Annotated in this window: 21 protein-coding genes and 1 pseudogene; 9 read left to right on the top strand and 13 right to left on the bottom strand. The window is 70.9% G+C overall.

Features of this window, described 5'->3' with window-relative positions:
* Nucleotides 1-124 precede the first annotated feature (124 nt).
* On the top strand, nucleotides 125-1,972 hold the full coding sequence (locus ACIOGX_RS24515; protein ID WP_401916194.1) for a phosphoenolpyruvate carboxykinase (GTP): 1,848 nt from the start codon (nucleotides 125-127) through the stop codon (nucleotides 1,970-1,972).
* A 122-nt stretch (nucleotides 1,973-2,094) separates the two neighbouring features.
* Here ACIOGX_RS24515 and ACIOGX_RS24510 read toward each other — a convergent pair whose 3' ends face one another.
* The 7 genes from ACIOGX_RS24510 to ACIOGX_RS24480 form a co-directional block, all read right to left on the bottom strand.
* Nucleotides 2,095-2,700 carry a hypothetical protein gene (locus ACIOGX_RS24510; protein ID WP_356514389.1) on the bottom strand — a complete coding sequence of 202 codons (606 nt, stop codon included), beginning with the start codon at nucleotides 2,698-2,700 and terminating at the stop codon, nucleotides 2,095-2,097.
* Nucleotides 2,687-4,321, bottom strand: coding sequence for a substrate-binding domain-containing protein (locus ACIOGX_RS24505; protein WP_401916191.1), 1,635 nt, complete (start codon nucleotides 4,319-4,321; stop codon nucleotides 2,687-2,689). The genes ACIOGX_RS24510 and ACIOGX_RS24505 overlap by 14 nt, the downstream gene beginning before the upstream one ends.
* Complete coding sequence (locus ACIOGX_RS24500; RefSeq protein WP_356514393.1) at nucleotides 4,318-5,508, bottom strand: toxic anion resistance protein; 1,191 nt, start codon at nucleotides 5,506-5,508, stop codon at nucleotides 4,318-4,320. The genes ACIOGX_RS24505 and ACIOGX_RS24500 overlap by 4 nt, the downstream gene beginning before the upstream one ends.
* A 136-nt stretch (nucleotides 5,509-5,644) precedes the next feature.
* A complete protein-coding gene (locus ACIOGX_RS24495; RefSeq protein WP_356514713.1) occupies nucleotides 5,645-6,769 on the bottom strand; it encodes a hypothetical protein in 1,125 nt (374 codons plus the stop codon).
* A gap of 127 nt (nucleotides 6,770-6,896) precedes the next feature.
* A complete protein-coding gene (locus ACIOGX_RS24490; RefSeq protein ID WP_356514395.1) occupies nucleotides 6,897-7,283 on the bottom strand; it encodes a hypothetical protein in 387 nt (128 codons plus the stop codon).
* 126 nt (nucleotides 7,284-7,409) lie between these two features.
* On the bottom strand, nucleotides 7,410-8,621 hold the full coding sequence (locus ACIOGX_RS24485) for a pyridoxal phosphate-dependent aminotransferase (protein ID WP_356514397.1): 1,212 nt from the start codon (nucleotides 8,619-8,621) through the stop codon (nucleotides 7,410-7,412).
* 180 nt (nucleotides 8,622-8,801) lie between these two features.
* Nucleotides 8,802-9,422: an HAD family hydrolase gene (locus ACIOGX_RS24480; RefSeq protein WP_401916187.1), complete on the bottom strand. Its 621-nt coding sequence runs from the start codon at nucleotides 9,420-9,422 to the stop codon at nucleotides 8,802-8,804.
* A 335-nt stretch (nucleotides 9,423-9,757) separates the two neighbouring features.
* On the opposite strand from ACIOGX_RS24480, the gene ACIOGX_RS24475 reads away from it, so the two are divergent.
* The 3 genes from ACIOGX_RS24475 to ACIOGX_RS24465 all read left to right on the top strand — a co-directional run bounded on the left by ACIOGX_RS24475 (nucleotide 9,758) and on the right by ACIOGX_RS24465 (nucleotide 10,889).
* Nucleotides 9,758-10,105, top strand: a complete 348-nt coding sequence (locus ACIOGX_RS24475; protein WP_356514401.1) for a DoxX family protein — start codon at nucleotides 9,758-9,760, stop codon at nucleotides 10,103-10,105.
* 101 nt (nucleotides 10,106-10,206) lie between these two features.
* Nucleotides 10,207-10,494, top strand: a complete 288-nt coding sequence (locus tag ACIOGX_RS24470; protein ID WP_401916184.1) for a hypothetical protein — start codon at nucleotides 10,207-10,209, stop codon at nucleotides 10,492-10,494.
* On the top strand, nucleotides 10,476-10,889 hold the full coding sequence (locus ACIOGX_RS24465) for a DNA-binding protein (RefSeq protein ID WP_401916181.1): 414 nt from the start codon (nucleotides 10,476-10,478) through the stop codon (nucleotides 10,887-10,889). The genes ACIOGX_RS24470 and ACIOGX_RS24465 overlap by 19 nt, the downstream gene beginning before the upstream one ends.
* Nucleotides 10,890-10,926: 37 nt before the next feature.
* Here ACIOGX_RS24465 and ACIOGX_RS24460 read toward each other — a convergent pair whose 3' ends face one another.
* Complete coding sequence (locus ACIOGX_RS24460; protein WP_401916178.1) at nucleotides 10,927-12,552, bottom strand: amidohydrolase family protein; 1,626 nt, start codon at nucleotides 12,550-12,552, stop codon at nucleotides 10,927-10,929.
* An 86-nt stretch (nucleotides 12,553-12,638) separates the two neighbouring features.
* Nucleotides 12,639-14,027 carry an amino acid deaminase gene (locus ACIOGX_RS24455; RefSeq protein WP_401916175.1) on the bottom strand — a complete coding sequence of 463 codons (1,389 nt, stop codon included), beginning with the start codon at nucleotides 14,025-14,027 and terminating at the stop codon, nucleotides 12,639-12,641.
* Nucleotides 14,028-14,187: 160 nt separating this feature from the next.
* On the opposite strand from ACIOGX_RS24455, the gene ACIOGX_RS24450 reads away from it, so the two are divergent.
* The 4 genes from ACIOGX_RS24450 (at nucleotide 14,188) to ACIOGX_RS24435 (ending at nucleotide 18,203) form a co-directional block, all read left to right on the top strand.
* Entirely contained in the window at nucleotides 14,188-15,387 is a 1,200-nt protein-coding gene (locus ACIOGX_RS24450; RefSeq protein WP_401916172.1) for a sugar kinase, read from the top strand.
* Nucleotides 15,384-16,148, top strand: coding sequence for an IclR family transcriptional regulator (locus ACIOGX_RS24445; RefSeq protein WP_356514411.1), 765 nt, complete (start codon nucleotides 15,384-15,386; stop codon nucleotides 16,146-16,148). Before ACIOGX_RS24450 ends, ACIOGX_RS24445 begins: the two co-directional genes overlap by 4 nt.
* Nucleotides 16,145-16,582, top strand: coding sequence for a RidA family protein (locus tag ACIOGX_RS24440; RefSeq protein ID WP_356514413.1), 438 nt, complete (start codon nucleotides 16,145-16,147; stop codon nucleotides 16,580-16,582). The genes ACIOGX_RS24445 and ACIOGX_RS24440 overlap by 4 nt, the downstream gene beginning before the upstream one ends.
* Nucleotides 16,583-16,730: 148 nt before the next feature.
* Nucleotides 16,731-18,203, top strand: a complete 1,473-nt coding sequence (locus tag ACIOGX_RS24435) for a gluconate:H+ symporter (RefSeq protein ID WP_356514415.1) — start codon at nucleotides 16,731-16,733, stop codon at nucleotides 18,201-18,203.
* An 84-nt stretch (nucleotides 18,204-18,287) separates the two neighbouring features.
* Here ACIOGX_RS24435 and ACIOGX_RS24430 read toward each other — a convergent pair whose 3' ends face one another.
* Nucleotides 18,288-19,895, bottom strand: coding sequence for a hypothetical protein (locus tag ACIOGX_RS24430; protein WP_401916168.1), 1,608 nt, complete (start codon nucleotides 19,893-19,895; stop codon nucleotides 18,288-18,290).
* A 390-nt stretch (nucleotides 19,896-20,285) separates the two neighbouring features.
* Between ACIOGX_RS24430 and ACIOGX_RS24425 the strand changes: the two genes are divergently transcribed.
* Entirely contained in the window at nucleotides 20,286-21,599 is a 1,314-nt protein-coding gene (locus tag ACIOGX_RS24425) for an Nramp family divalent metal transporter (protein ID WP_383973037.1), read from the top strand.
* 125 nt (nucleotides 21,600-21,724) lie between these two features.
* On the opposite strand, the pseudogene ACIOGX_RS24420 reads toward ACIOGX_RS24425, so the two are convergent.
* The 3 genes and pseudogenes from ACIOGX_RS24420 to ACIOGX_RS24410 form a co-directional block, all read right to left on the bottom strand.
* A pseudogene (locus tag ACIOGX_RS24420) lies at nucleotides 21,725-23,461 on the bottom strand (tetratricopeptide repeat protein); the annotation flags it as partial.
* Between the two features lie 107 nt (nucleotides 23,462-23,568).
* A complete protein-coding gene (locus tag ACIOGX_RS24415) occupies nucleotides 23,569-24,093 on the bottom strand; it encodes a hypothetical protein (protein WP_401916165.1) in 525 nt (174 codons plus the stop codon).
* A gap of 168 nt (nucleotides 24,094-24,261) precedes the next feature.
* Nucleotides 24,262-25,254: a chitinase gene (locus tag ACIOGX_RS24410; RefSeq protein ID WP_401916663.1), complete on the bottom strand. Its 993-nt coding sequence runs from the start codon at nucleotides 25,252-25,254 to the stop codon at nucleotides 24,262-24,264.
* Nucleotides 25,255-25,481: the final 227 nt, after the last annotated feature.

Genomic DNA, 25,481 nt, shown 5'->3' with positions numbered 1-25,481 from the left:
ACAGATGGGCGGATCAGTCGGATGATCAAATGAGTGCGGTCGGCACCGGATGAGCGGCTACGAAGCATCCGGGTCGCAGCCCCCAAGGGGCACAACCTCAAAGAACCCTCATCAAGGAGCGATCGTGGCGCGCGACATCGCGGCTCCCAGCACCAGCACCAGCACCGTCCCCACCAACCACCAGGAGCTGATCTCCTGGGTCGACGAGATCGCAGGAATCACGCAGCCGGACAGGGTGGTCTGGTGCGACGGGTCCGAAAGCGAGTACGAGCGCCTGTGCGGGGAGCTCGTCGCCAAGGGCACCTTCACGAAACTCGACCCGGTCAAGCGGCCGAACTCCTACTACGCCGCTTCGGACCCGTCCGACGTGGCACGCGTCGAGGACCGCACCTTCATCTGCTCCGAGAAGGAGGAGGACGCGGGCCCGACCAACCACTGGAAGGCGCCGGCGGAGATGCGCGAGATCTTCACGGGGGACGACGGCGTCTTCCGCGGCTCGATGCGCGGCCGGACGATGTACGTCGTGCCGTTCTGCATGGGACCGCTGGGCTCACCGCTCTCCGCGATCGGCGTCGAGATCACCGACTCCGCGTATGTCGCGGCCTCCATGCGCACCATGACCCGCATGGGGCGGCCGGTGCTCGACGAGCTGGGCTCCGACGGCTTCTTCGTGAAGGCGGTCCACACGCTGGGCGCGCCGCTCGCCGAGGGCGAGGCCGATGTGCCGTGGCCGTGCAACTCCACCAAGTACATCTCGCACTTCCCCGAGTCCCGCGAGATCTGGTCGTACGGCTCCGGCTACGGCGGCAACGCCCTGCTGGGCAAGAAGTGCTACGCGCTCCGTATCGCCTCCGTCATGGCGCGTGACGAGGGCTGGCTCGCCGAGCACATGCTGATCCTCAAGCTCACGCCCCCGCAGGGCGAGTCGAAGTACGTCGCCGCGGCCTTCCCCTCCGCGTGCGGCAAGACCAACCTCGCCATGCTGGAGCCCACCATCTCCGGCTGGACCGTGGAGACCATAGGCGACGACATCGCCTGGATGCGGTTCGGCGAGGACGGGCGGCTCTACGCGATCAACCCCGAGGCGGGCTTCTTCGGTGTCGCGCCCGGCACCGGCGAGCACACCAACGCCAACGCCATGAAGACCATGTGGGGCAACTCGGTCTTCACCAACGTGGCGCTCACCGACGACGGCGACATCTGGTGGGAGGGCATGACGGAGGAGCCGCCCGCGCACCTCACCGACTGGAAGGGCAACGACTGGACACCGGAGTCCGGCACGCCCGCCGCCCACCCCAACGCCCGCTTCACCGTCCCGGCCGGGCAGTGCCCGATCATCGCGCCCGAGTGGGAGGACCCCAAGGGGGTCCCGATCTCGGCGATCCTCTTCGGCGGCCGTCGCGCCTCCGCCGTACCGCTGGTCACCGAGTCCTTCGACTGGCAGCACGGCGTCTTCCTCGGAGCCAACGTCGCCTCCGAGAAGACGGCGGCCGCCGAGGGCAAGGTCGGCGAGCTGCGCCGCGACCCGTTCGCCATGCTGCCGTTCTGCGGCTACAACATGGGCGACTACATGGGCCATTGGGTCAAGGTCGGCTCGGACGCCGCGCGGGAGGGCCGCGAGTCGAAGCTGCCGAAGATCTACTACGTGAACTGGTTCCGCAAGAACGACGCGGGCCGGTTCGTGTGGCCCGGCTTCGGTGAGAACAGCCGCGTCCTGAAGTGGATCGTGGAGCGGCTGGAGGGCACGGCGGAGGGCGTCGAGACCCCGATCGGCATCCTGCCGACCAAGGAGGCCCTGGACACCGACGGCCTGGCGCTGTCGGAACCCGAGCTGGACTTCCTGCTCTCGGTCGACAAGGAGGTCTGGCGCGAGGAGGCGGCTCTCGTCCCCGAGCACCTCAACACCTTCGGCGACCACGCGCCCAAGGAACTGTGGGACGAGTACCACGCCCTGGTCGAGCGCCTGGGCTGACGGCGGCCCCGCCGGTATCCGTGGCGACGCGTATACCGGCACCCGTCGACCCGTACCCGTACCCATCGACCCGTACCCGTCGACCCGTACCCCCGGAGCCCCCGCACGGCTCCGGGGGTACGTCAGTGCTTGCCCCGGTCCTCCAAGTACCGCGTGTGCGTTTCCTGCCTGCGCGACTCCGCCTCACGCAGTGCCGTCGCCAGCGCGTGTGCCTCGTCGTGCAGCACCGTCAGCTGGCGCTCCAGGTGGCGTTCCGGCGGCTCGGTGCCCGGCTGGAGGCGGGTCCACCAGCGGGTGCGGACGAAGGTGTCCACCGACTCCGGGATGTCCTGGCGGACCGCCCTGGACAGGGTGTGGACCGCTTCCGGGTCCACGGCCAGGGCGTCCGTGACCCAGCCGGGCTCCAGCAGGGCGGCCAGCGTCTCGGTCAGCTCCGTCAGCCGGCCCGCCGCCGCGGGAGGCAGGTCCACCTCGCCCAGATAGGCCATGAGCTGCTCGAAGTCGCCGCGCAGCTCGTCCAGTTGCTCGGAAGGGTCGGTGAAGGGCGGCGCGTCGGGGCGTTCGGGCGGGGCGAGCAGCGCACCCGCGCCGTACAGTCCGGCGACGACCACCGGCCAGTACGCGCCCGCGAGTCCGGTGAAGGTGAGGGCCAGTCCCGCCAGCCCCGCCGCGCTGCCGGTGAGGTTCTTCCGGGACTCCACGTACCTGAGGAATCTACTGGTAGCCACGGATCTCCTCGAAGGCCCCGTCGAGCGAGCCGCGCGTCGCGTCGAACAGCCGCCCGCCCGTCAGTTCGGCGATATGCCCCAGCTCCGCGCGGTCCGAGTCGCCGAAGAGGATCGGGAAGACGGGCGTGGCCCGCCGGTCCTCCGGCAGCCCCGCGTAGAAGGCGTCGAAGTCGCCGGGACCGCTGCCCGCGGTGTTCTCGCCGTCCGTCATCAGCACGATCGAGGTGAAGGCGTCGGCGCCGCCCGCGCCCAGCCGCGCGTACGCCTCCCGCAGGCTGCTGTAGATCGCCGTGTCGCCGGACGCGGTCAGCGAACCGGCGTCCGCACGGATCCCGTCCAGCGCGGTGGCCGGGTCGCCCGGGTCCACCGTATGCGTACGGATCCGCTTCACCGACGAGCCGAACGGCATCAGCGTCACCTCCTCCCGGTCCCGGAAGCGCTCCCCGGTCGCGGAGTCGTCCGTGCCCGTGAGCCCGGCCAGCGCCGCCTTGAGCCGGGACAGCCGCTCGCCCTCCATCGAGCCCGAGGTGTCCAGTACGTACACGGTGCGCGAGGGCCGGCGCAGCTGGTTCTCGTACGCGTCGAGCAGCCCGTCCGCGACCGAACGCGAGCCGGGGAAGGGCAGTTCGCGCCGCTTCTCGGTGCCGAGACCCGCCGCGGGCTTCACCGACGGGACGACCGGGCGGCGGAACGTCTCCTCGGTCAGCGCCCGCTGTGCTTCGGGGCCGCGCAGATACGAGGTGAGCGCCTGGCCGGATTCCCGCGCCTCCTGGGGCGCCGACGTCAGCAGCGTCAGCGGGTAGTCGGCGGTCACCACGCCGTCCTTCGGGCGGATCACGGTGAGTCCGGTGTGGCTGTCGCGGTTCATGGAGAGCAGCACCGACTCGTAGTTGACCAGTGCGTCCACGCTGCCGCGCCGGGTGTACGCGGTCGCCAGCCAGCCGGAGGAACCGGAGGTCAGCTTCTGCCCGGTGAAGAACTCCTCCAGCTTGGGCGCTGCCCGGCGCACATCCGCGTCCGTCAGCGCGGACTGCGCGCCCGACAGCCCGGAGGCCACCGAGATCAGCGCGGAGAAACCGGAGTTGGAGCGTACGGGGTCGGTCATCCCGTACGTCAGCTTCCCCGCCCGCACCGCCTGGTGCACCTGTGACCAGGTGACCTCGTCCGGCCGCCAGCCGAGCCGCGCGACCGTGGCCGCCTTGACGCCGAGGGCGACGGGGGAGGACATGACCGAGGTCTCGTTGGTGAGGCGCTCGGCCGTGCCCGGGTGCAGCCGCAGATAGTCGTTGGACGACAGCCACACCGCGTCGTACTTCCCGTCCGCCTTGCCGGACGCGATCAGCTCGGCGGCGTCCAGCGTGCCGGTCCAGGTGGGCCGTACCTTCACCCCGGTCTTCCGCTCCGCCTCGTCCAGCACGCCCCGCATGTCGGCGAGTTCGCTGGAGGCGAGCACCCGCAGGGTGCCGGGGTGGTACGCGGTGTCCGCGCCGTCGTTCCGGGGATCCTTCGCACCGCCGCCCGGCGAGCAGGCGGTGACGGTGGCGGTCGCGGTGAGCAGCGCCGCGATCAGCGCGGCCGTCAGCCTCGGCCGCCGTCTCCCCGAAGGCCGTCTTCCCGTCACTGCGGACCGCCTTCCAGCGCGCCCGCGGACCGGGTCCGCTCCAGATGCGTGCTCGCGGTCCGCAGCTCCGCCGTCAGTGATTCCACGGTCGTCGCCATCGACTCCGTCGCCTGGATCTTGTACGTGTCGATCGCGTCCAGCGTCCGGTAGATCTGCTGGAACGCCGACCGCAGCGTCTCCGCCCCGACCGCCGGGTCCGCCGCGATGCGCTGGATCTCCCCGCTCTGGGTGGCGAGCATCTCCGCGTTGCCCCGGATCAAGTCCTCGGTGGTCGAGCGCAACACGTTCACCTGCTCGGTCACCTTGCGCTGGTTGTCGAGGGCCGAGGCCAGCATCACGGCGATCCGCAGCGCCGAGACGGTGGTGGTCGCGGCCCGGTCGACGCCCTTGATCAGCTCTTCGTTGTTGCGCCGTACGACGTCCATCGCCAGATAGCCCTGCGCGCACACCGCGAGCTGGGTCAGCAGGTCCTGGTGCTTCTGCCGGACGGGGAAGAGGACATCGGCGCGCAGCGCGTCGGCCTGCGCCGGGTCCGTCAGGTCGGCCGCCGCGACGCGCTCCTCGACCGCGGTGTCGAGCGCGTCGGTGAGGACCGCGTACTCCTGGAGCTTGCCCATGGTCTCCCACAGGCGGGTGCGCTCGGTGTGCAGCGCGGCGTTGTCGCGCCGCAGTTCGTCCTGGCCGCCCCTGAGCGAGCTGACGATCCGGTTCAAGGTGGCCTGCGAGGAGGCGTACTTGGCGGCGTGGTCGCGCAGCCTGTTGCCGCCGGGGAGCCTGGAGAGGAGCTTGCGGGCGCCCTTGCCCGGGGTGTCGCGCGGGTCCAGGTCCTCGACCGTACGGCGCAGTTCGACGAGCGAGGACGACACCCGGGACTGCGCGTCCTCGCCGCCGGACGCGAGCGAGCGGACCGTACGGTCCAGCATGCGGTTGGACTGCTGGGCGGCGCCGCGGATCTCACCGGAGCCGAGGGCCGCGATCTCCCCAACGCGCGTGGTGAATTCCGGCGAGCGCGCGTCGAGACCGGCGAGCGAGCCGACGTAGTCCGTGGCGCGCCGGGTCATCTCGTCGCGTACGGAGGCGTCGATCGGTACCAGCCCCGCCGCCTGTTCGGTGCGTACCGGGGCGACGGGCTCGGGCGGCGTGAGAATCAGCTCGCTCGGCGCGCCCGCCGTGTTGTCTGTGGTCATCTGGTCCCCCTGGATATGAGCCGAGCCTGAGCTTGTGCCGGTGCCGGTGCCGGTGCCGGTGCCGGCGCCTGAGCTTGTGCCGGTGCCGGTGCCGGTGCCGGTGCCTGAGCATGTGCGGGTGCCGGGTAGGGCGGCATCACGACCGGCTCCGCCGCGCCATCGCCTGGAGCCACTCGGTGGTGGGCACGGGCGCCTGGTGGACGCCGGCCAGCGTCTGGTTGAGATAGTCCGTGTGGGCCGCGGTCGCCGCGGTGAACTCGGCCGCCGCTCCCTGCGGGCGGAAGCCATGGCGTACCGCCAGCTCGCGCAGCCGTGTGTCGGTGGTGAGCAGCTCGCCGAGCGCGCGGCCTTCGCCGGTGAGCGGGACGAGCGTGTGGGCGCTGTTGACCGTGGTGTCCGGATAGAGCACCACCAGGTCCCCGACGTCCTGCTTCTGGAGCAGCAGCGAGGCGACCTGCGACTCGTACACCAGCACCAGCGGATTGCCGGCGCCGCTGATGAAGTCACGGAACGGCGCGTCGGAGCTGGTCTGCTGGGCGCCCTGCGGCGCGATCAGCTTTCTGAGCAGCGGCGCCGTACGGTCGACCCCGGCGGCGTCGGTGACGAGTCCGCCGTTGGCGACGAAGGACGCGGCGGCGAGATAGAGCGCGCCGGAGTTGGAGGTCTCGGGGTCGGTGCTGCTGATGAACACCGTCCCGTTCAGCTCGGCGTGCGCCGAGGCGCCCTTGAGCCGCTGCCAGGTGCGGTCCGCGCGGACCGCGTCGAGGAACGGGCCCATCCGGAGCGTGCCGCGCGCTGCCGCGCCCGGCTTCCCGCCGAGGGCGGCCAGCCCGTTGCGCGCCAGGACCTGGGCGACCGGGCGGTGCGCGACGACGACCAGCGGCGAGTAGAAGGGCCGCAGCGGGCTGCCCGGCACCTTGTACTTCGTGTCCAGCGCCGTGGCCGGGGCCTCGGAGGCGGGAAAGGCGAAGTCGTAGCCTTCGAGGGGCAGTTCCTCCATGGCCCAGGAGCCCGAGGTCTCCGTCCTGACGGTGAGGCCCTTGTCCGCCAGGGCCTTCACCACCTCGGGATCGGCGAAGAACTCGCTCTTCTCCGAACCGATCACACCCCGCACGGTCTTCGTTGCCGTGCCCGTTCCTGTGCGCGTTCCCGCGTCTTCCCGGCCTGCCACGACGGCCGCTGCCACGCCGCCGATCAGCAGCACCGCCAGAACGATTCCCACGATGCGTTTCACGAGGGAAGCGTGCTCCCAGAAGCCTATGTTCTGGGGTGAGTTGGATGTACGTAAGGTGAAGGGCCCATCCCGGTGCGGAACCGGAGGGATCCGTTCATCCCCGGCGGATGTGGCGCCCGGTCCGCGCGCCTCCGCGGCCCGTGGACCGGGGCCGTCAGAGGGCGGCGACGAGCCGCGGCTCGCGCAGCGCGGCGGTGTGCGCGTCCATGCGCTCGGCGGAGAGGATCGCCGCGGCGGTGTCGGCGCGCGAGGCGGCGACGACCAGGGCGCGGCCCGCGAGGGCGAGCGCGCGGCGGTGCAGCGCGGCCGGATCGGCGCCGGTGAGCGCCGCGTGCCGGGCCGGCGGGGCCCCGCGCAGCCTGGCGATCTGCGCGGCGATGGACTCGGCGGCCTCGTCGAGACCCAGCTCGTCCGTGACGGCGAGCAGCGCGGAGAGATGCCCGGCGAGCTGGATGTTCAGCTCTTCCTCGCGGGTGCGGTGGGGAAAGTCGGCGGTGTCGGCCAGCGCGTGGACCGACTTGGTACGGATCGGCTCGTACATAGGAGGGCCTCCTGGCATGGTCAGGAGACCATCCTACCTTGGATTCAGTCTAAAGTTGAGTGCAGTCCGGCGAATACCGTCGGTGATCGCCGGAGCCGATGAGCCCGGACGCGGGCCATGGCCGGGCTATGGCTGCGAGTACCCCTCCAGGAACGTGCCGATCCTGGTCACCGCGTCGGCCAGATCCTGGGCCGCGGGCAGTGTCACGATCCGGAAGTGGTCCGGCTCCGGCCAGTTGAACCCCGTACCGTGCACGACCATGATCTTCTCGGCGCGCAGCAGATCGAGCACCATCTCCCGGTCGTCCTTGATCTTGTAGACCTTGGGGTCGAGGCGGGGGAAGAGATAGAGCGCGCCCTTGGGCTTGACGCAGGTCACGCCCGGGATCGAGGTGAGCAGTTCGTACGCGGTGTTCCGCTGCTCCAGGATCCGGCCGCCCGGCAGCACCAGATCCTGGATCGACTGCCGGCCGTTCAGCGCCGTGGCCACCGCGTGCTGCGACGGCATATTGGCGCACAGCCGCATATTGGCCAGGATCGTCAGCCCCTCGATATACGACGCGGCGTGCGCCTTGGGCCCGCAGACCGCCAGCCAGCCGGAGCGGAACCCGGCCACCCGGTAGTTCTTGGAGAGCCCGTTGAAGGTGAGGGTGAGCAGATCGGGCGCGACGGCGGCGGTCGGGGTGTGCGTGGTGCCGTCGTAGAGGATCCGGTCGTAGATCTCGTCGGAGCAGACGATCAGGTTGTGGCGGCGGGCGATCTCGGTGAGCGCGCCGAGCATCTCCTCGCCGTACACGGCGCCGGTCGGATTGTTCGGATTGATGATCACGATCGCTTTGGTCCGATCGGTGATCTTCCGCTCGATGTCGGCGAGGTCCGGCATCCAGTCGGCCTGCTCGTCGCAGCGGTAGTGCACGGCCGTACCGCCCGCGAGCGAGACCGACGCGGTCCACAGCGGATAGTCCGGCGCGGGTACGAGCACCTCGTCGCCGTCGTCCAGCAGCGCCTGCATCGACATCTGGATCAGCTCGGAGACGCCGTTGCCGAGGTAGATGTCCTCGACGCCCAGCTCGATGCCCTTGGTCTGGTAGTGCTGCATCACCGCGCGCCGCGCGGACAGCAGCCCCTTCGCGTCGCCGTAGCCGTGGGCGCCGGACAGATTGCGGAGCATGTCCTCGAGGATCTCCGGCGGGCACTCGAAGCCGAAGGCCGCGGGGTTGCCGGTGTTCAGCTTGAGGATGCGGTGGCCCGCTGCTTCCAGCGCCATCGCCTCATCGAGGACCGGGCCCCGGATTTCGTAACAGACGTTGGCGAGCTTCGTCGACTGGATGACCTGCATGGCGGCCACCTTACGGCGCCGGGGGCGGGGGTGCTCGGTGGTTTTGGCCACGTCCGAACCACTTCGCCCCCCTCACCGCACCGCGAACGGCGCGCGGAAGAAGCAGAGGCCCCGGATGTCAGGAGCCGGGACCTCTGCGCTCATGGGGTGGGACGGGGCCGGGCCGGGAGAGCGTGCCGCTCACGATCGCGGCCCGGCGGCGTCCCGCTGGGCGAGGGTCTCCCTCAGCCGGGCGGGGGTGGTGAAGAGGTGGCCGTGCATGCCGATGGTCCGGGCGGCCCTGATGTTCTCGTCGCGGTCGTCGACGAAGAGGACGCGGTCGGGTTCGAGGCCCAGGGCGCTGAGGCACCATGCGTAGGCCCCCGGCTCCGGCTTGGCGCGGCCGATGCGGCAGGAGAAGGCGCGTACCTCGAAGTGCTTCAGCCAGCGGTGGTGTTCCTCGTAGTGAACGGCGAGCTCTTCGGGGATGTTGGACAGCAGCGCGATCCGCCGGCCGGCCGCCGCCAACCCGCCGACCAGGGCCACCATGTCGTCGTCGACGGCGTTCCAACTCGCGATGTCGGCCTCGACGAGAGCGGCGATCCGGCGGTCGTCGAAGCGGGTGCCGAGGAGACCGGACGCTCGGCGCCAGTAGTCGGGACCGGTCAGCTCGCCGCGGTCGTAGGGGGGACGGAGCGCCCAGTAGGTCTCCCAGAACGCCGGGGCGGGCACGCCCGCCGTCGCGGTCAGCCGGTCCCGCCCCGCCGGGGACTGCTGCCGCGCGATGACGCCGAACAGGTCGAAGAGGACCGTGTCGGTCACGCGGTCGCACCTTCCGCACGGTGACACCGGCCGTGGCCGGTGCGTCGGTCTGCACTCATGCCCCATATTGAACATCACGTGTGTTTGAAACGCAATCTTGCGAACGTGTGTGGTGTTCGATCGCGCGCATTCGCGCTGACGTCCCGGTGCCCGCCGTGGTGGGTGCAGGGTGGTGCGAGGGTCTGGTCATCCTCACTTACTTAAAGTAAGGTACTGAAGGAATCGGCCGGGTCCCGGCCGGTGGCAGCTCTGCCCTGCCCGCCCCGCCCGGCCGGTCCTCATGAGCCCGCGCCCCGCGGTCGGCGGTTGCCGCCTACGTCTTCCGAGAGGTCATCGTGTTCATCGCCTATGCCGTCGTCGGCATCCTGCTCGCCGTCGCCCTGACCGGCTCCGCCGTCGGTACCTTCACCCGGCAGGAGAAGATCGTCGGCTCGATGCTCGGCCTCGGCGTGCCCGAGAGCTGGCTGCCGCGCCTCGCCACGCTGAAGGCGGCGGGCGCCGTCGGCCTGGTCGCCGGGCTCTGGGTGCCGCTGCTCGGCGCCGCCGCCGCGATCGGCGTGGCCCTCTACTTCATCGGCGCCGCCGTCACGCACCTGCGGGCCAAGGACTACGCGATCGCGCCGGTCGTCGTCCTCTTCCTGCTCGCCGTCGCCGCGCTGGTGCTGCGCCTGGCCTCGGCCTGAGCGCGATCCCGGCGCGCCGGGAAGGGCTCCGCGCCGCGACGGCCGCGTGCGGGGTCGTGGAGACCGGGCCCTTTAAGAAACCGTTTGTTGAACGCGCCCTCATGGATGAGCGAACGGGACCGGGAATCGGTGAAGGGCCGGCGAAGGCCATCAGCGTGTCGCTGCCCGAGGGCACTGTGCGGGCACTGCGCGACAGCGCGGGTGGTCGTGGTGTGTCCGCCATCGTGGCCGCGGCCGTTGAGGAACATCTGCGCAATCAGGCCACGTTGGCGTATCTGGACGAGTACGAGCGCGAGCGTGGCGCCTTCACCCCCGTGGAGAAGCAGGAAGCCGCGGACGTCTGGGCGCGGGCCGAGCACCGGGAGGGGGAGTGGCGCGAGGCCGTCTGACGGGTGGGGGCAGTCTGGTGCTCGACAGCCAAGGGCTCTCGCTCTACCTGGAGCAGGACCGGGCTGTGATGAATCTGGTGCGGTCCGCGGTTGACCGTGGCGCGGACCGTGTTGTCAGCGGTGCGACGCTCATCGAGGTCCAGCATGGGCGTATCAAGCACGCTCGCTGGAACTACGTGCTCTCTCAAGTGCGCCTGGAGCCGCTGAGCGTGGGGTGGTCCAAGGAAGCCGCTCAGCTGCTCCGGGCGACCGGGTTGCACGGACGCACGTACGCCATCGACGCGATGGTCGCCGTCACCGCGATGTATCAGCCCGGTCCGGTGGTGCTGCTCACCTCGGATGTGGATGACATGTCGAAGCTCTGTGGGGCGCGCGTGACGCTCGTGGCCGTCTGAGGCGCGGCCGGGCCGGGCCGCGGCGCGCGTGGGCGGCTCATCGCTTCGAACGGCGTACCGCGCGGCCCGCCAGGACGTTGGTGCGGCGGCCGTCCTCGATCACGAACCGGCCGTCGATCAGTACGTGCGGGATGCCCACCGGCGGCGTGCGCGGTTTCTCGAAGGTGGAGCCCGCGGCGACGGTGTCCGGGTCGAAGAGGACCAGGTCCGCGCGGTAGCCCTCGCGGACCAGGCCCCGGTCGGGGAGCCGGAGCCGGGCGGCCGGGCGGGCGGTGAGGTGGGCCACGCACTCCTCCAGGGTCAGGACGCCCAACTCCCGTGCGTACCGGCCCAGATACTGCGGGAACGTGCCATAGGCGCGCGGATGCGGCTTCGCGCCCTGGAGGATGCCGTCACTGCCGCCCGTGTGGACGCGGTGGCGCATGATCTGCCGGACGTTCTCCTCGTGTCCCACGTGCTGGAGGATCGTCGAGCCGAGCCGGTCCTCGATCAGCAGCCGCCGGGCCGTGGTCCACGGGGCCTCGCCCGCCCGCGCCGCCGAGTCCGCGACCGTCCTGCCGACATGGTCCGCGAGACCGGGCGCCGAGACACCGGAGATCTCGATGGTGTCCCACTCGATGGGCACGCCATGGCAGCCGTCCGCGCCGATGACCTCCATGTGGTGGCGGATCCTCTCGGCGGTCGCCTCGTCGCGCAGCCGCTCCAGGATCGCGTCGGGGCCGCCCTCGCTCGCCCAGCTGGGCAGCATCGCGACGAGCGTCGTACACCCGGGGGTGTACGGGTACGTGTCGAGCGAGATGTCCGCGCCCGCGTCCAGGGCCTCGTCGAGCAGCGTGAGCAGCTCGGGCGCCCTGCCCTTGTTCACGCCGAAGTTCATGGTGGCGTGGGCGAGATGGAGGGCGCAGCCCGCGTCCCGGGTGAGCGTCACCATCTCCTCGTACGCCCGGAGCGCGCCGGCGCCGTACGAGCGGTGATGCGGGCAGTAGTAGCCGTCGTACCGCGCCACCACGCGGCACAGCTCGGCCAGCTCCGAGTCGTTCGCGTACATCCCGGGCGTGTAGGTCAGCCCCGAGGACATCCCGACCGCGCCCTGCTCCATCGACTCGGCCACCAGCCGCTTCATACGGGCGAGTTCGGCGTCCGTCGCGGGCCGGTCGTCCCAGCCGACCGCGTACATGCGGACCGTGCCCTGCGGGATCAGGTACGCGGCGTTGACGGCGATGCCCCCGCCGTCGAAGCCCTGGCCCTCGAAGGCGCGGTCGAGCCGGTCGAGATAGCCGCCGACCGTCCGCCAGTCGAAGTCGATGTCCGAACCGTCGCCGTTCCAGCCGGTGATCGCCTGCCGGACCTGCGCGAGGGTCGTGTCGTCCACGGGCGCGTACGACAGCCCGTCCTGGCCGATCACTTCGAGCGTGACGCCCTGCGCGGCCTTCGCGGAGTGGTCGGGGTCGCGCAGCAGGGCGAGATCGCTGTGGGCGTGCATGTCGATGAAGCCGGGGGAGAGGGCGAGCCCGGCGGCGTCCAGGACGCGGGCGCCGGACGGGCGCGGCTCGCCCTCGCGCCGTATCGCCGCGATACGGCCGCCCTCGACTCCGACATCGGCGCGGTACGAAGGGCCGCCCGTGCCGTCGACGACCCGTACGTCGCGAATGACGAGATCCATGTGCGAAGGCCCCTCGGAGTCGGTGATCGGAGGTCGGAGGTCCGTAGGCGGAGGTTGGCAGGCGGAGGTTGGCGGAGGGGCGGCGGTCAGAAGAACGTGCGGATGAGGTCCGTGACCGTGCCGTCCGCCTCCACCAGCGGGATCAGCTGCCACTTGTCGAACGACGTACAGGGATGGGACAGCCCCATCCCCACCCAGTCGCCGACCTCCAGGGCGGCTTCCGGCGTGGTGGTCAGCCAGCCGTGCTGGTCGGACAGACCCGTCACCGTGATCCCCGTCGCCGGACGGATCTCGCCGGTGCGGCCGTCCCGTACCACTCGCGCCACCGGCAGATCGAGGTCGTACGCCGCGTCCCGCTTCCCGGCGTTGACGAACGCCTGCCCGGCGGACGGACGGGAGACGACCTGCGCCCAGAGCCGGAAGGCGGGCTGGAGGGACCCCTCCTCGGGGACGCGGTTGAAGGGGGTGAGATGGCGGTAATGGCCGTCGTCGTGCGAGACGTACGCGCCGGAGCGCAGCAGCTTCAGCACGGGCCGGGAGAGGGCGGGGATCTCCGCGAAGACATCGGCGACCGCGTCGAACCAGGCGCTGCCGCCCGCGCTGACCACGATCTCGTCCGTGTCCCCGAACCGCCCCGCCGCGTCGAACTCCGCCGCCAGCGCGACCAGCCGGCGCAGCCAGGCGCGGACCGTTCCGCCGTCCGCTCCCGGCACCTCGCCCTCGTAGCCGGCGACCCCGGTCAGCCGCAGGGTCGGTACGGCCGCCACCGCGTCCGCGACCGCCGCGCACTCCGCCTCCGTACGCGCGCCGGTACGCGCCCCCTCGCCGGCGCCCAGCTCGACCACGACCTCCACCGGGCGGCCGGCCCCGGCGGCCCGCAGGGCCTCGTCCATCAGCTCGACACCGCGCACGGAGTCGACGTAGCAGACGAAGCGGAAGCCGGGGTCGCGGTCCAGCTCGGCGGCGAGCCAGCGCAGCGCCGCCGCGTCGACCACTTCATTGGCGAGGAAGATCCGCTGGATGCCGAACGCGCGGTAGACGCGGGCCTGGTGGGGCACGGCGGCGGTGATGCCCCAGGCGCCGCGCTCCAGCTGACGCGCGAAGAGCCGCGGCGCCATGGAGGTCTTGCCGTGCGGGGCGAAGGCGAGGCCGTGGCGCTCGGAGTAGGTCTCCAGGAGCGCGAGGTTGTGCTCGACCGACTCGGCGGAGAGGGCGAGGACCGGGGTGGTGAAGCCACCGGTGAACAGGGAGCGGCGCTCGGCGGCGAGCGCGCCGACGGTGAGGCCGTCGGCGTCCGGGGGGAGGGCCTTGAAGCGGTGGTCGACGCGCTCGTCGCTCAGCCCTTCGAGTCCCTTGAGGTCGCTGATCCCGCCGAGCCCGCCGAGCCCGCCGAGCCCGCCGAGCCCGCTGGACTCGTCCAGCCCGTCCGGCTCGTCCATCCCGTTCAGCCCGTCCGTTCGTCGGCCGGCGGCCATGGAGCCTCCCCTATGTCGATCTCATTGCAGCTCGTTGCAGTACACGCAATGGCCATTGCGCATATCGCTGAGGGCTGTCTAACATCCGAGCCGACAGCGGGTCAATGGTGACCCGTCACGGTGACCGGCCCAGGCCGGTCGAGCGGCGAGGAGCCCCAGAGTGACCGGAACCGTAGACACGGACCTCCACCCCGGCGTGGATGTCGTCTGCCTCGGTGAATCCATGGTCACCTTCCTGCCCTCGCTCCCGGGCCGCCTCGCCGACGTCCCCTCCTTCGCCCGTACGATCGGCGGCGCCGAGTCCAATGTCGCCTGCGCGCTGGCCGCCGCCGGGCACACCGTCAAGTGGGTCAGCAGGGTCGGCGCCGACGGCTTCGGCGATCATCTCGTGGACGCGATCGCCGCGTACGGGGTCGACACCTCGGGCGTACGCCGCGACCCGGACCGGCCCACCGGCATCTACTTCCGTACGGCGACGGACCGGGCCACCGACGCGCACGAGGTCGCCTACTACCGTGCGGGCTCCGCCGCCTCCGCGATGGCGCCGGGGACCTTGTCCTACGACGACCTGTGGGCCGGGCGCGTGCTGCACGTGTCGGGCATCACGGCCGCGCTCTCGGACGACTGCCTCGCCCTGATGCGTGAGCTGACCGCCCGCGCGCCGGGACGCCCGCTGCTCTCCTTCGACGTCAACCACCGGCCGGGGCTCTGGCGCGACGGCTCGGGCGCCCGCGTCCTGTTGGATCTCGCCCGGGGGGCCGATCTGGTCTTCGTCGGTGAGGACGAGGCGGCCGAGGCGTGGGGCCTGCACGGCGGGGACGCGATCCGGGCCGCGCTCCCGGAGCCGGCGACGCTGGTGGTGAAGCGGGGGAGCGCGGGGGCGACGGTGTACGAGCGGAACGCGGGCGGCGCCGGCGAGAGCGTGCACGGCGGTGCGGGCGAGAGCGTGCACGGCGGTGCGGGCGAGAGCGTGCACGGCGGTGCGGCCGGGGGCGTGGGGAGCGATGGCGTGGCCGGCGGCGTGGAGGGCGGTGGCGTGGCCGGGGGTGCGGTCCGGGGCGCCGACACCGTCACGTCCGTACCCGCGCTGCGCGTCGACGTCGTCGCGCCCGTCGGCGCCGGGGACGCCTTCGCCGCCGGATTCCTCTCCGCGACCCTCCGCGGTCTGCCCGCCGCCGCCCGGCTCCGGCACGGTCACCTGACGGCCGCGGCGACCCTCACCGTCCCCGGAGACCTCGGCACACCCCCCTCCCGGGCGGACGCCGACCGGCTCGTGGACCTCGACCCCGCCGCCTGGGGCACACTTCGTCTCGGCCCCGGGTGGACGGCGGCCACGGAGCAGGAGGTACGTACCCCATGAGCCAGACCGTCGACCGGGCACTGAGCATTCTGCCGCTGCTGGCCCAGGGCCCCGCCGACCTCGGGAGGGTCGCCGACCGGCTCGGCGTCCACAAGTCCACCGCGCTGCGGCTGCTCCGTACGCTCCATGAGCACGGGCTCGTCTACCGCCAGCAGGACAACCGCTACCGCCTCGGCGCACGCCTTTTCGCGCTCGCCCAGGAGGCCGTCGAGAATCTCGACATGCGCGACATCGCCCACTCCCATCTCGTCGCGCTCAACAGCCAGTGCGGCCACACCGTCCATCTCGCCGTGTACGAGGACGGCGAAGTCGTCTACATCGACAAGGTCGAGAGCCGCTACCCGGTCCGGATGTACTCGCGGATCGGCAAACCGGTGGCGATCACCGTGGCCGCCGTCGCCAAGCTGCTGCTCGCCGACCTCCCCGAGGCGGAGCGCCGCGCGCTCGCCGAACGCCTCGACTACCCCATGTACACGCCCCGTTCGAGCCCCAACGCGGTCGCCTTCCTCAAGGAGCTGGCGACCGTACGCGAACAGGGCTGGGCCACCGATCTCGGCGGCCACGAGGAGTCCATCAACTGTGTCGGCGCACCCATCCGCGGTGCGGACGGCCGGGTCGTCGCCGCCATGTCGGTCTCCGCGCCGAATGTCGTCGTCACCGCGGACGAACTCCTCACCCTGCTCCCGCTGGTGCGTCGTACCGCCGACGCGATCAGCGGGGAGTACTCCGGCACCACCTATCCCAGCAAGGACGCTTCATGACCGACAAGACCGGATCGACCGCCAAGACCGGCAAGACCGCGCTGACCCCGTCGACCCACACGACGCCGCCGGCGAAGTTCTCGCACGGCGTCCGCAAGGGCAACATCCTCCAGGTCGCGGGCCAGGTGGGCTTCCTCCCGGCCGTCGAGGGCCAGGCGCCCACCGTCGCGGGCCCGACCCTGCGCGAGCAGACCCTCCAGACCTTCGCCAACGTCAAGGCGATCCTGGAGGAGGGCGGCGCGAGCTGGGACGACGTCATGATGGTGCGCGTCTACCTCACCGACGTCGACCACTTCGCCGAGATGAACGAGATCTACAACACCTACTTCGGCGAGCAGGGTCTGAAGGAAGCGCCCGCCGCCCGTACGACGGTGTATGTGGGCCTGCCCAAGGGGCTGTTGATCGAGATCGACGCGCTGGCCGTCCTCGGCTGAGCCGTCGCCCCGGCCCGTCCCCCTCGTCCCCGTACCGGGAACCCACACCGCTGAACGACTTACGCGTACCCGCGCCGCCCTACGTCACGGCGCCCGCCGACCGGGCGCCGTGTCGTGATCCCCCCATGCCCACGACCAGAGGCTCCCCATGCTGCTCGCCGCTGACGCGCCACCGGAGACCCCGCCCCACACAGGCGGTCTGCTGCTCCTGATCGACGGCACCGCCGGTCTGCTGACCGTCGCCGCCCTCGGCATCGTCCTGCTCCTCTTCCTGATCATCAAGGTCAGGCTCCAGCCCTTCGTGGCGCTGCTCGGCGTCTCCATAGCCGTCGGCCTCGCGGCGGGCCTCTCCGTCACCGAACTCTTCGGTACGGTCCAGAAGTCCGCCGCCGTCTCGATGATCGAGACCGGGATGGGCGGCATCCTCGGCCATGTCGCGATCATCATCGGACTCGGCACCATGCTCGGCGCGATCCTCGAAGTGTCCGGCGGCGCCGAGGTGCTGAGCGCCCGGCTGCTGAACCTCTTCGGCGAGAAGCGCGCCCCGCTCGCCATGGGCGTCACCGGCGTCGTCTTCGGTATCCCGGTCTTCTTCGACGTCGGCATCTTCGTGCTCGCGCCGATCGTCTACGCCGCCGCCAAGCGGTCCGGCAAATCGATCCTGCTGTACGCGATGCCGCTGCTCGCCGGCCTCTCGATGACCCACGCCTTCCTGCCGCCGCACCCCGGCCCGGTCGCCGCGGCCGGACTCTTCAAGGTGGATCTCGGCTGGGTCATCCTGATGGGTGTCGTCGTCGGCGTCCCGGCCGTCCTCGCCGCGTGGGCCTACGCGGCCTGGATCGGGAAGCGCATCTTCGTCGACGTCCCGCAGGACATGGTGGAGGCCGCGGAGGAGGCCAAGGCCGCGGTCGCCGCCGAGCAGCGCGCCTCGGGGGTCACCCCCAGGGAGACACCGGTCGCGCTCGGCACGGTCCTCGCCATCATCGGCACCCCGCTGATCCTGATCCTCCTCGCGACCTTCTCGTCGATCGCCCTCGACCCGTCGACGGGCCGCTCGGTCATCGAGTTCTTCGGCCACCCCTTCGTGGCGCTGACGATCGCGCTGCTGCTCGCGTACTACCTGCTGGGCATCAGGCGGGGCTGGTCCCGCAAATCCCTGGAGACGGTCTCCACCGCCTCGCTCAAGCCGGTCGGCAACATCCTGCTCGTCGTCGGCGCCGGCGGTGTGTTCGGCGCGGTCCTCAAGGGCAGCGGGATCGCGGACGCCCTCGCCGACACCTTCAACGACGTCGGTCTGCCCGTCATCCTGCTGGCCTGGCTGATCTCGGTCGTCCTGCGCGTCGCCCAGGGCTCGGCGACGGTCGCGATCGTCACCACGGCCGGTATCGTCGTGCCGCTCGTCGAGGGCCAGGACCTCTCGCAGGCGCATCTCGCCCTGATCATCATGGCGATCTCGGCGGGCTCGATCTTCGCCTCGCACGTCAACGACGGCGGGTTCTGGATGGTCGCGAAGTACTTCGGCATATCGGAGCGCGACACCCTGAAGTCCTGGACGGTCCTGGAGACCGTGCTGTCGGTGGCGGGCTTCGTGGTGGCGGCGCTGCTGAGCCTGGTCATCTAGGGCGTGTTGCGAAAGTGCGCCGTCCGCCGTGTGGGCGGACGGCGCCGCTTCCACGTAGCCGCCACGATCGCGACGTGCGACCCGTCAGGTGGGGATCGGCTTGGTCTGGGTGCAGTTCTTCCATTCGACCCAGGGCCGGGCGCCGCCGTTCTTGGGGCCGGTGGCGTAGGTGGGATCGCCGGTGATCGTCTGTCCCTTGGATTCGTGGGTGATCTCGATGCCGAAGAGCTTGAAGCCGAGGGAGACCTGTCCGGCGGAGAGCCCGAAACCGATGCCGAGCGAGGCGTTCCACCAGTCGGTGTTGGCCTTGTAGTCGAGTCTGCTCAGTTTTCCCTTGTCGTGGAGGAGCCGTTCGAGGGGGCTGGCGTCGTCGTCCGGTACTTCGGCGGCGTCGGAGGGGGAGGGCAGCGGATTGCTGGCCGGGTCACCGTTTCCGCGCAGCCAGTCCTCGACGGTGGTGCTGTCGGCGTCGTTGTCGAGGAGGAGTTCGGCGGACTCGGTGTGTATCCGCGACTCGGTGGAACCGCCGCCACCGCCGACATCGATGGTGACCGGACCGGCGTTGGCGCCCGCCTCGGCCTTGCCGCCGACGCCTTCCCCGGCCTCCTGGCTGGTGGTGATCAGCAGCTTCTCCGGGTGGTGTGCGGCGCCGTCCGCTTCCTCCTGGTCGTAGGCGGCCGCGTCGTAGGTGACGGAGACCTGCTGCATCTTCTCGCCCGTGGCGACCCCCAGCGCGCCGGCCGTGCCCTTGACGGTGAAGGTGTAGATGAAGGTGATCTTCCCGGCGTTCGGTCCGCTGTGGGAACGCATGACCACCACGTCCTCGGTCATCGTGCCGGAGGCCAGCTCGCCGGAGAACTTGCCGCCCTTGCCGCCCGTGAACTTTCCACCGAAGCTCACCGAGCCGGATGCCTCGGTGGAGGTCTTGGTGATGTCGACGTCCGGCGCCAGCTCCGGAGCGAGATCGGGTTTCTTGGTGGCCGCGTCCTGTTGGCACGCTCCCATCGCCGCCCCGGGGTTGTACCCGCTCTGGTACTTGCAGCCGTCGTTCGCCTTGAGGTACGCGGCGAACTTCTGCGCGTCCTGGAGGTTGGCCGCCAGGTCCGCCTGGGGGTCGCCGCTCTTGTGCCCGTTGAAGAGCCACTGGCCGCCGCTGCCGCTGCCCGCCAGGTAGGTGCCGCTGAGCTTGGCGCTGCCGCCCCAGTCCTTCAGACCCGGGATGCCGGCGGAGATGCTCGCCGTGACGCCGCCCGAGGTCTCGTTCACCCGCTCCAGGGTGACGGTGCCGTCCGACCACTGCTGGAGCTTGACCGTCTCCGAACTGCTGATCTTGATGAAGACCACCTGGATGACGACGGTGTCCTTGGTCTGGTCCTGGGACAGCAGACACCGCGCGGGCTCGAACGGGTCGCCGTTGGGGACGAACGGATCGCCGGGACCCCCGCCTCCGCCGTTGTCCCCGCCCCCGTCCCCGCCGTCGCTCCCGTCGCCCGCGTAGTCGCCGGAGGAGCACGCCTCGGCCCCGCTCAGCGGGTGAAGTATTCGGCACACCGCGCTCTTCAGCCCGGTCGCTTCGTCGGCGGGCACACTCAGCCCGACGATCCCCGCCACGACCAGGGACACCACCCCGACCATCGCCGCGTACTCGGCCCCGCTCTGACCCCGGTCGCCCCGTCCCCGGCCACGCCCCATCCCGTGCCCCTGGACAGCCCCGTGCCCCTGCGCGATCCCGCGCCCACGCCCGTACCAACTGTGCAGCCTGCCGGCGTCCTTCACCTGTTCTCCCAGCTCACGCCATCGTCGTGACCTCCCGAGCGGCAGCAGCCTAAGAACGGGCAAGGGCCCATACGCAGGTCCACGGACCCATTCGCGGGCCTAGTCACGGTCGTCCCGGTAGGAGTTCATTTGCCGGTTGGCCATTGGCCCCCTCGGAGACGCCCGCTGTCTCCCGTACCGCCGGGCAGGGGGCCGCGACCTGGACTCCCGGCACCGAACCCTCACCGCAGGCCCTCTTGCGCGATCATCGTCACCCCGCTTTGGTGACTCGGGTCACGTAGAGACAAGCGGGAGGCGACGACACGTATGGCAGACACCACGGACACCGGCATGGATGAGGCCGTCTCCCGTCCGCGCAAGTCGAGTTGGACGTACATCGGCCCCGGCATCGTCGTCGCGGCGACCGGTGTGGGCGCGGGCGATCTGGTCGCCACGCTCATCGCGGGCAGCAAGTTCGGCTACACCCTGATGTGGGCGGCGGTCATCGGCTGCGTCGTCAAGATCTCCCTGGCCGAGGCCACCGGCCGCTGGCATCTCGCCACCGGCCGCACCCTGTTCGAGGGCTGGCGCAGCCTGGGCCGCTGGACCACCGTGTATTTCGCGGTGTACGTCGTCGTCTGGGGCTTCGTCTACGGCGCCACGGCGATGTCCTCCAGCGCGCTCCCGATCGTCGCGCTCTTCCCCGACGGGCCGGGGCTCAAGACATGGGCGGTCATCACGGGCCTGATCGGGCTCGTCTTCGTCTGGTTCAACCAGTACGCCGTCTTCGAACGGGTCATGACGGTCCTGATCGGCGTGATGTTCGTGGTCGTCATGTACGTCGCGATCCGCGTCGTCCCCGATGTCGGCGCGAGCTTCGCGGGCCTGCTCCCGGTCCTGCCGGACGGCTCACTGCTCTACACACTCGGCCTGATCGGCGGGGTGGGCGGCACGATCACCATGGCCGCGTACGGCTACTGGGTCAACGCCAAGGGCTGGACCAACACCGGCTGGATGAAGGTGATGCGCCTCGACAACCGGGTCGCGTACATCACCACCGGCCTCTTCGTCGTCGCCATGCTGATCATCGGCGCCGAGCTGCTGCACTCCTCCCAGATCGCCCTGACCAAGGGCGACCGCGGCCTGATCGACCTCGGCACGATCCTGGAGGACCGCTTCGGCCCGACCACCGCCAAGCTGTTCCTGGTCGGCTTCTTCGCCACGTCGTTCTCGTCGCTCATCGGCGTCTGGCACGGAGTGAGCCTGATGTTCGCGGACTTCGTGGAGCGGATCCGCAAGGAACGCGTGGGGGCGGCGGCGGACGAGGCGGGGAAGACGACGGAGGAGGTCGCCTCCGGCGAGCGCGAACGCTCGGTGCCGTTCCGCGCGTATCTGCTCTGGCTGACCTTCCCGCCGATCTCGCTCCTCTTCCTGGACGAGCCGTTCGGCCTGGTCGTCGTCTACGGGGTGCTGGGCGCGTTCTTCATGCCGTTCCTGGCGCTGACGCTGGTGTGGCTGCTCAACTCGTCGCGCACGCCGAAGGAATGGCGGAACGGCATCCTGAGCAATGTGATGCTGACGGCGGCGGGGCTGCTGTTCGTGGTGCTGTGCGTGCAGCAGGTGCGGGACATTCCCTGGTAGGGCTCAGGGCTTGTCCCGGGCGGCGCTGATGATGTCGAGCCATCGCTGAACGGAGAGAGTGTCCGGGTGTTCGGGGCCGAGTACGCGCCGTCGTGCCGAGAGTACGGCGGCACCTCCACCGCCGCGCGGTCGTGATGTCCTTGGTGGTGCAGGACGACGGCGAGGCTGAGGTGGGTGGTGAGGGTGGAGGGGTGGTGCTCGCCGAGGGTGTCGCGTTCGATGTCGAGGATGTCCTCGTAGATGGCGCGTGCTCGGTCGTACTGGCCTTGGTCGTCCAGGACGGAGGCGAGGTTGTGGTGGGTGGTGAGGGTGGAGGGGTGGTGCTCGCCGAGGGTGTCGCGTTGGGTGGTGAGGATGTCTTCGTAGATGGCGCGTGCCTGGTCATGGTGGCCTTGGTCCTGTAGGACGGAGGCGAAGTTGTTGTGGGTGGTGAGAGTGCCGGGGTGGTGCTCGCCGAGGGTGACGCGTCGGGTGGTGAGGATGTCTTCGTAGATGGCGCGTGCTCGGTCGTGGTGCCCTTGGTCATGCAGGACGACGGCGAGGTTGTGGTGGGCGGTGAGGGTGTCGGAGTGGGTTTCGCCGAGGGTGCCGCCCAGCCGGGGCACCAGCTCGTCGAGCAGCTTTCTGGCCTGGCTCAGCTGTCCCTGGGCATGCAGGCTTCGGGCGGTCAGCATGGCCGCCGTCCAGATGTTCGGGAACACCTGGTCGTCGTCCGAGCCCTCCTCGAAGGTCAGTGCGTGCACGGCATGCGGTGTCAGCGCCGACCACAGTGGCCACCGCTCCACATCTTCTGGGAGGCCGGTCTCGTCGCTCTCGGCGGCCTTGTCCAGCAGTCGCACATTCAGCGTGTACCACCCCGGGTTCCTATGGGCGTCCCGTACCAGTGGGTGCAGCGCGACCGTGTCCACCCCGTTCGCGGCGGCCAGGTCCACCAGCCCCAGCCCCGCCAGCGCCTGCAACGCGGCCCAGATCTCGGCCCCGCTCACCCCCTCGAACGCCTCGTCCTCGCCCAGTACCGCCGGGTCGGCCAGGATCAACGGCACCGGCGCGTCCGCGAAGTTGGCCAGTACCTCCAGCAGCGGCCGTACGCAGCGGTGGCCGCGCTCGGTCAGCAGGTCCAGGGACATCCGCCAGATGCCCGCCAGCGCGGTGGCCGTGCCGGGGTGCGGGAATGCCCCGCCGTCGTCCAGTGACGCGCGGAACTCCGCGAAGGTCGCCGTCTCCCCGGCGTCCCGGAAGCGCGCCGGGCGTTGCCCCACAGCCGCCAGGTAGCGGCCCACGGTGTTGAGCGCGAGCGGCAGCCCGCCCAGCCGCCGGGCCAGTTCCGCCGCCTCCTCGCGTGAACCGGCCGACGGGCCCGCGAGGTCCAGCAGGACGTCCGCGCCGTCGCCGTCGCCGAGCGGCGTCAGCCGGTGCAGGACCGCGTGATCGCCCCACGTGCCCGGCTGGCCGTCGCGGCTCGTGACCAGGACCAGTCCGCGCGGCGACCGGTGCGGACGGACGAGACCCGTGCCCAGCGCCAGCCGCCCCGGGCCGTCGAGCAGCCGCGCGTCGTCCGCGTTGTCGACCACCAGCAGCCAGGGCTCCTCCAGCGCCGAGAGCCGGCGCCAGAGCTGGTCGGCCAGTCGCCCGACGGCGATCTCCTCGTCCGGTACGCCGAGTTGGCGGGCGAGCGCGGTCAGGCCGCCGGTGAACCGGGACGCGTCCTGGGCGCCGATCCACCAGACCTGGTCGGTCTCCCGCTGGAGGCGGTGGGCGACGGACACGGCGACGCTCGTCTTGCCGACCCCGCCGAGGCCCTGGACCACATGGACCGCCCCGGCGTCCTGCTTGTGGCCCTCGTCCCGTACGGCGGCGAGCAGTTCGTCGAGCAGCTCGTCCCGGCCCCACAGTGTGCGCCGGGAGGCCGTGCCGTGCGGGACCGCGAGAGTGATCTGGTCGCTCTCCCGCGTCGAGAAGCCGGAACCGGTCAGGCCTGGCCCGGCTCCGGCGCGGGAGGGTTTGCCGGGGCGGGTCCGTTCGTACCGTAGAAGTGCTGGTTGATGACGCCCGCCGTGCTGCCGCTGCCGCCGCCCGTGATGTCCACCTTCTCGGTGGAGACCCATGCGCCCGCGCCCGTACCCGTGATCGTCGTGCCGGCGCCGCGTGACGTCAGCTCGGCCCGCAGTTCGTCGCTGAACCTCTGGAGTTCCAGGGCGAGTTCGGACCTCAGCTCCTCGGGTGCGGCCTCCAGTACGTCCACGAAGCGGTCTTCCCACCTGTCAGCCTGGCGTGTCTGGCCCGCCTCGTCCGACCCGTCCAGCTCCGCCGTCGTACGGTCCAGCCGCTCCAGCGTCACCCGTTCCAGCTCCGCGTTCCCGGAGCCCCGCCCGAACCATCCCGCGACGCGCGTACGGAACGACTCCCACGCCTGCGTACCGGCGGCCGACGCCGCGCCCTCCACGACCGCGATCCCACCGGCCGCCGCTGCCGCCGTCACCGCCTCGGCCAACATGAATCCCCCCGGATCCCCGAATCCCTGAACCGCGTTGCATCTGAGGGTCCTTCTTACCGCAAGCACCCCGCCCCCGGACACACGGCAGCGCCGTCGGGTGGGGTTTCGACGGCGCTGCCGGCCCTGTGGGGGGCTCGGGGTGGTGGTGCGGTCTACGGTGTGACGGGCCTACGAGAGGCCGTGGACGTGCGGGCCGACGGCGTCGGACCAGGCGTTGCCGGCGGTCGCGTCCCAGTTGGTGGACCAGGTCATGGCGCCGCGCAGGCCGGGGTAGGTCTTGGAGGGTTTGAAGGAGCCGCAGTTCGTGCCTTTGGTCAGGCAGTCCAGGGCGTTGTTCACGATGGAGGGTGCTACGTAGCCGCTGCCGGCTCCGCGAGTGGAGGCGGGGACGCCGATGCCGACCTGGGAGGGGTCGAGGCCGCCCTCCAGTTGGATGCAGGCGAGGGCGGTGAGGAAGTCGACGGAGCCCTGTGAGTAGACCTTGCCGTCGCAGCCGAGCATGGAACCGCTGTTGTAGTACTGCATGTTGACGACGGTGAGGATGTCCTTCACGTTCAGGGCGGTCTTGAAGTACTCACCGGCCGTCGACTGCATGTCGATCGTCTGCGGCGCCATCGTGAGGACGAATCCGGGTCCGGCCTTCGCTCCCAGCGACTTCAACGCCTGTGTCATGTAGGTGGAGTTGAGGCCGTTCTCCAGATCGATGTCGACACCGTCGAAGCCGTACTCCCGCATCAGCGCGTACACCGAGTCGGCGAAGGCGGTGGCGGAGGCCGCGTCGTTGATGGCGACCGCGCCCTTCTCACCGCCGATGGAGATGATGACCGACTTTCCGGCCGCCTGCTTGGCCGCCACATCGGCCTTGAACTGCTCGACGGTGTAACCGCCGAGACCGGCCGAGTCGAGGTTGAAGGCGACCTGGCCCGGCGTGCCGGTGGCGTCGGCGAAGGCGACCGCGATGATGTCGTACTGGTCCGGGACCTGGGCGAGGGTCTGGACGGTCGCGCCGTTGTTGAAGTTCTGCCAGTAGCCGGTCACCGCGTGGGCGGGAACGGCGGCGGGCGCGGCGGGTGCGGCGACGGGTGCGGCAGGTGCGGCGGCGGGCGCGGTGGGGCGCGCCGTGCCGGACGACGACGCCGCCGTCGCCGAGGGGATCGCCAGTCCGGCGGTGGCGAGGACGGCCGTTGCCGTCAGCGCGGCTTTCAGGAGCGAGGTACGGGACGGTGATGGAGCTACGTTCCGGCGCACTGCATGGCCTCCGTGGGGGGAGTCGGTTGGAGGGGGGAAGTCGGGAGTCGGAACGGTGGCCACCGCTGGCCCTCCAAGTTGGTCCAGACCATTGCTCTTGTCAAGGGCCCCCGCAGCAGCGCCGCCGGGGGAGCGGCGGC

Origin of the sequence: Streptomyces sp. NPDC088147 (genome assembly GCF_044741565.1) — a bacterium.
Taxonomy (GTDB): domain Bacteria; phylum Actinomycetota; class Actinomycetes; order Streptomycetales; family Streptomycetaceae; genus Streptomyces.
The sequence above is the reverse complement of the archived record's forward strand: the minus strand, read 5'-3'. Positions and strand labels throughout refer to the sequence as shown.

Bases quoted from the DNA above. Each gene is read 5' to 3' on its own strand.
- ACIOGX_RS24425 (WP_383973037.1), top strand. From the start codon at position 20,286: ATGGCAGACACCACGGACACCGGCATGGATGAGGCCGTCTCCCGTCCG.
- ACIOGX_RS24485 (WP_356514397.1), bottom strand. From the start codon at position 8,621: ATGCAGGTCATCCAGTCGACGAAGCTCGCCAACGTCTGTTACGAAATC.
- ACIOGX_RS24430 (WP_401916168.1), bottom strand. From the start codon at position 19,895: ATGGGGCGTGGCCGGGGACGGGGCGACCGGGGTCAGAGCGGGGCCGAG.
- ACIOGX_RS24490 (WP_356514395.1), bottom strand. From the start codon at position 7,283: ATGTACGAGCCGATCCGTACCAAGTCGGTCCACGCGCTGGCCGACACC.
- ACIOGX_RS24460 (WP_401916178.1), bottom strand. From the start codon at position 12,552: ATGGATCTCGTCATTCGCGACGTACGGGTCGTCGACGGCACGGGCGGC.
- ACIOGX_RS24440 (WP_356514413.1), top strand. From the start codon at position 16,145: ATGACCGACAAGACCGGATCGACCGCCAAGACCGGCAAGACCGCGCTG.
- ACIOGX_RS24455 (WP_401916175.1), bottom strand. From the start codon at position 14,027: ATGGCCGCCGGCCGACGAACGGACGGGCTGAACGGGATGGACGAGCCG.
- ACIOGX_RS24500 (WP_356514393.1), bottom strand. From the start codon at position 5,508: ATGACCACAGACAACACGGCGGGCGCGCCGAGCGAGCTGATTCTCACG.
- ACIOGX_RS24470 (WP_401916184.1), top strand. From the start codon at position 10,207: ATGGATGAGCGAACGGGACCGGGAATCGGTGAAGGGCCGGCGAAGGCC.
- ACIOGX_RS24435 (WP_356514415.1), top strand. From the start codon at position 16,731: ATGCTGCTCGCCGCTGACGCGCCACCGGAGACCCCGCCCCACACAGGC.
- ACIOGX_RS24415 (WP_401916165.1), bottom strand. From the start codon at position 24,093: ATGTTGGCCGAGGCGGTGACGGCGGCAGCGGCGGCCGGTGGGATCGCG.
- ACIOGX_RS24445 (WP_356514411.1), top strand. From the start codon at position 15,384: ATGAGCCAGACCGTCGACCGGGCACTGAGCATTCTGCCGCTGCTGGCC.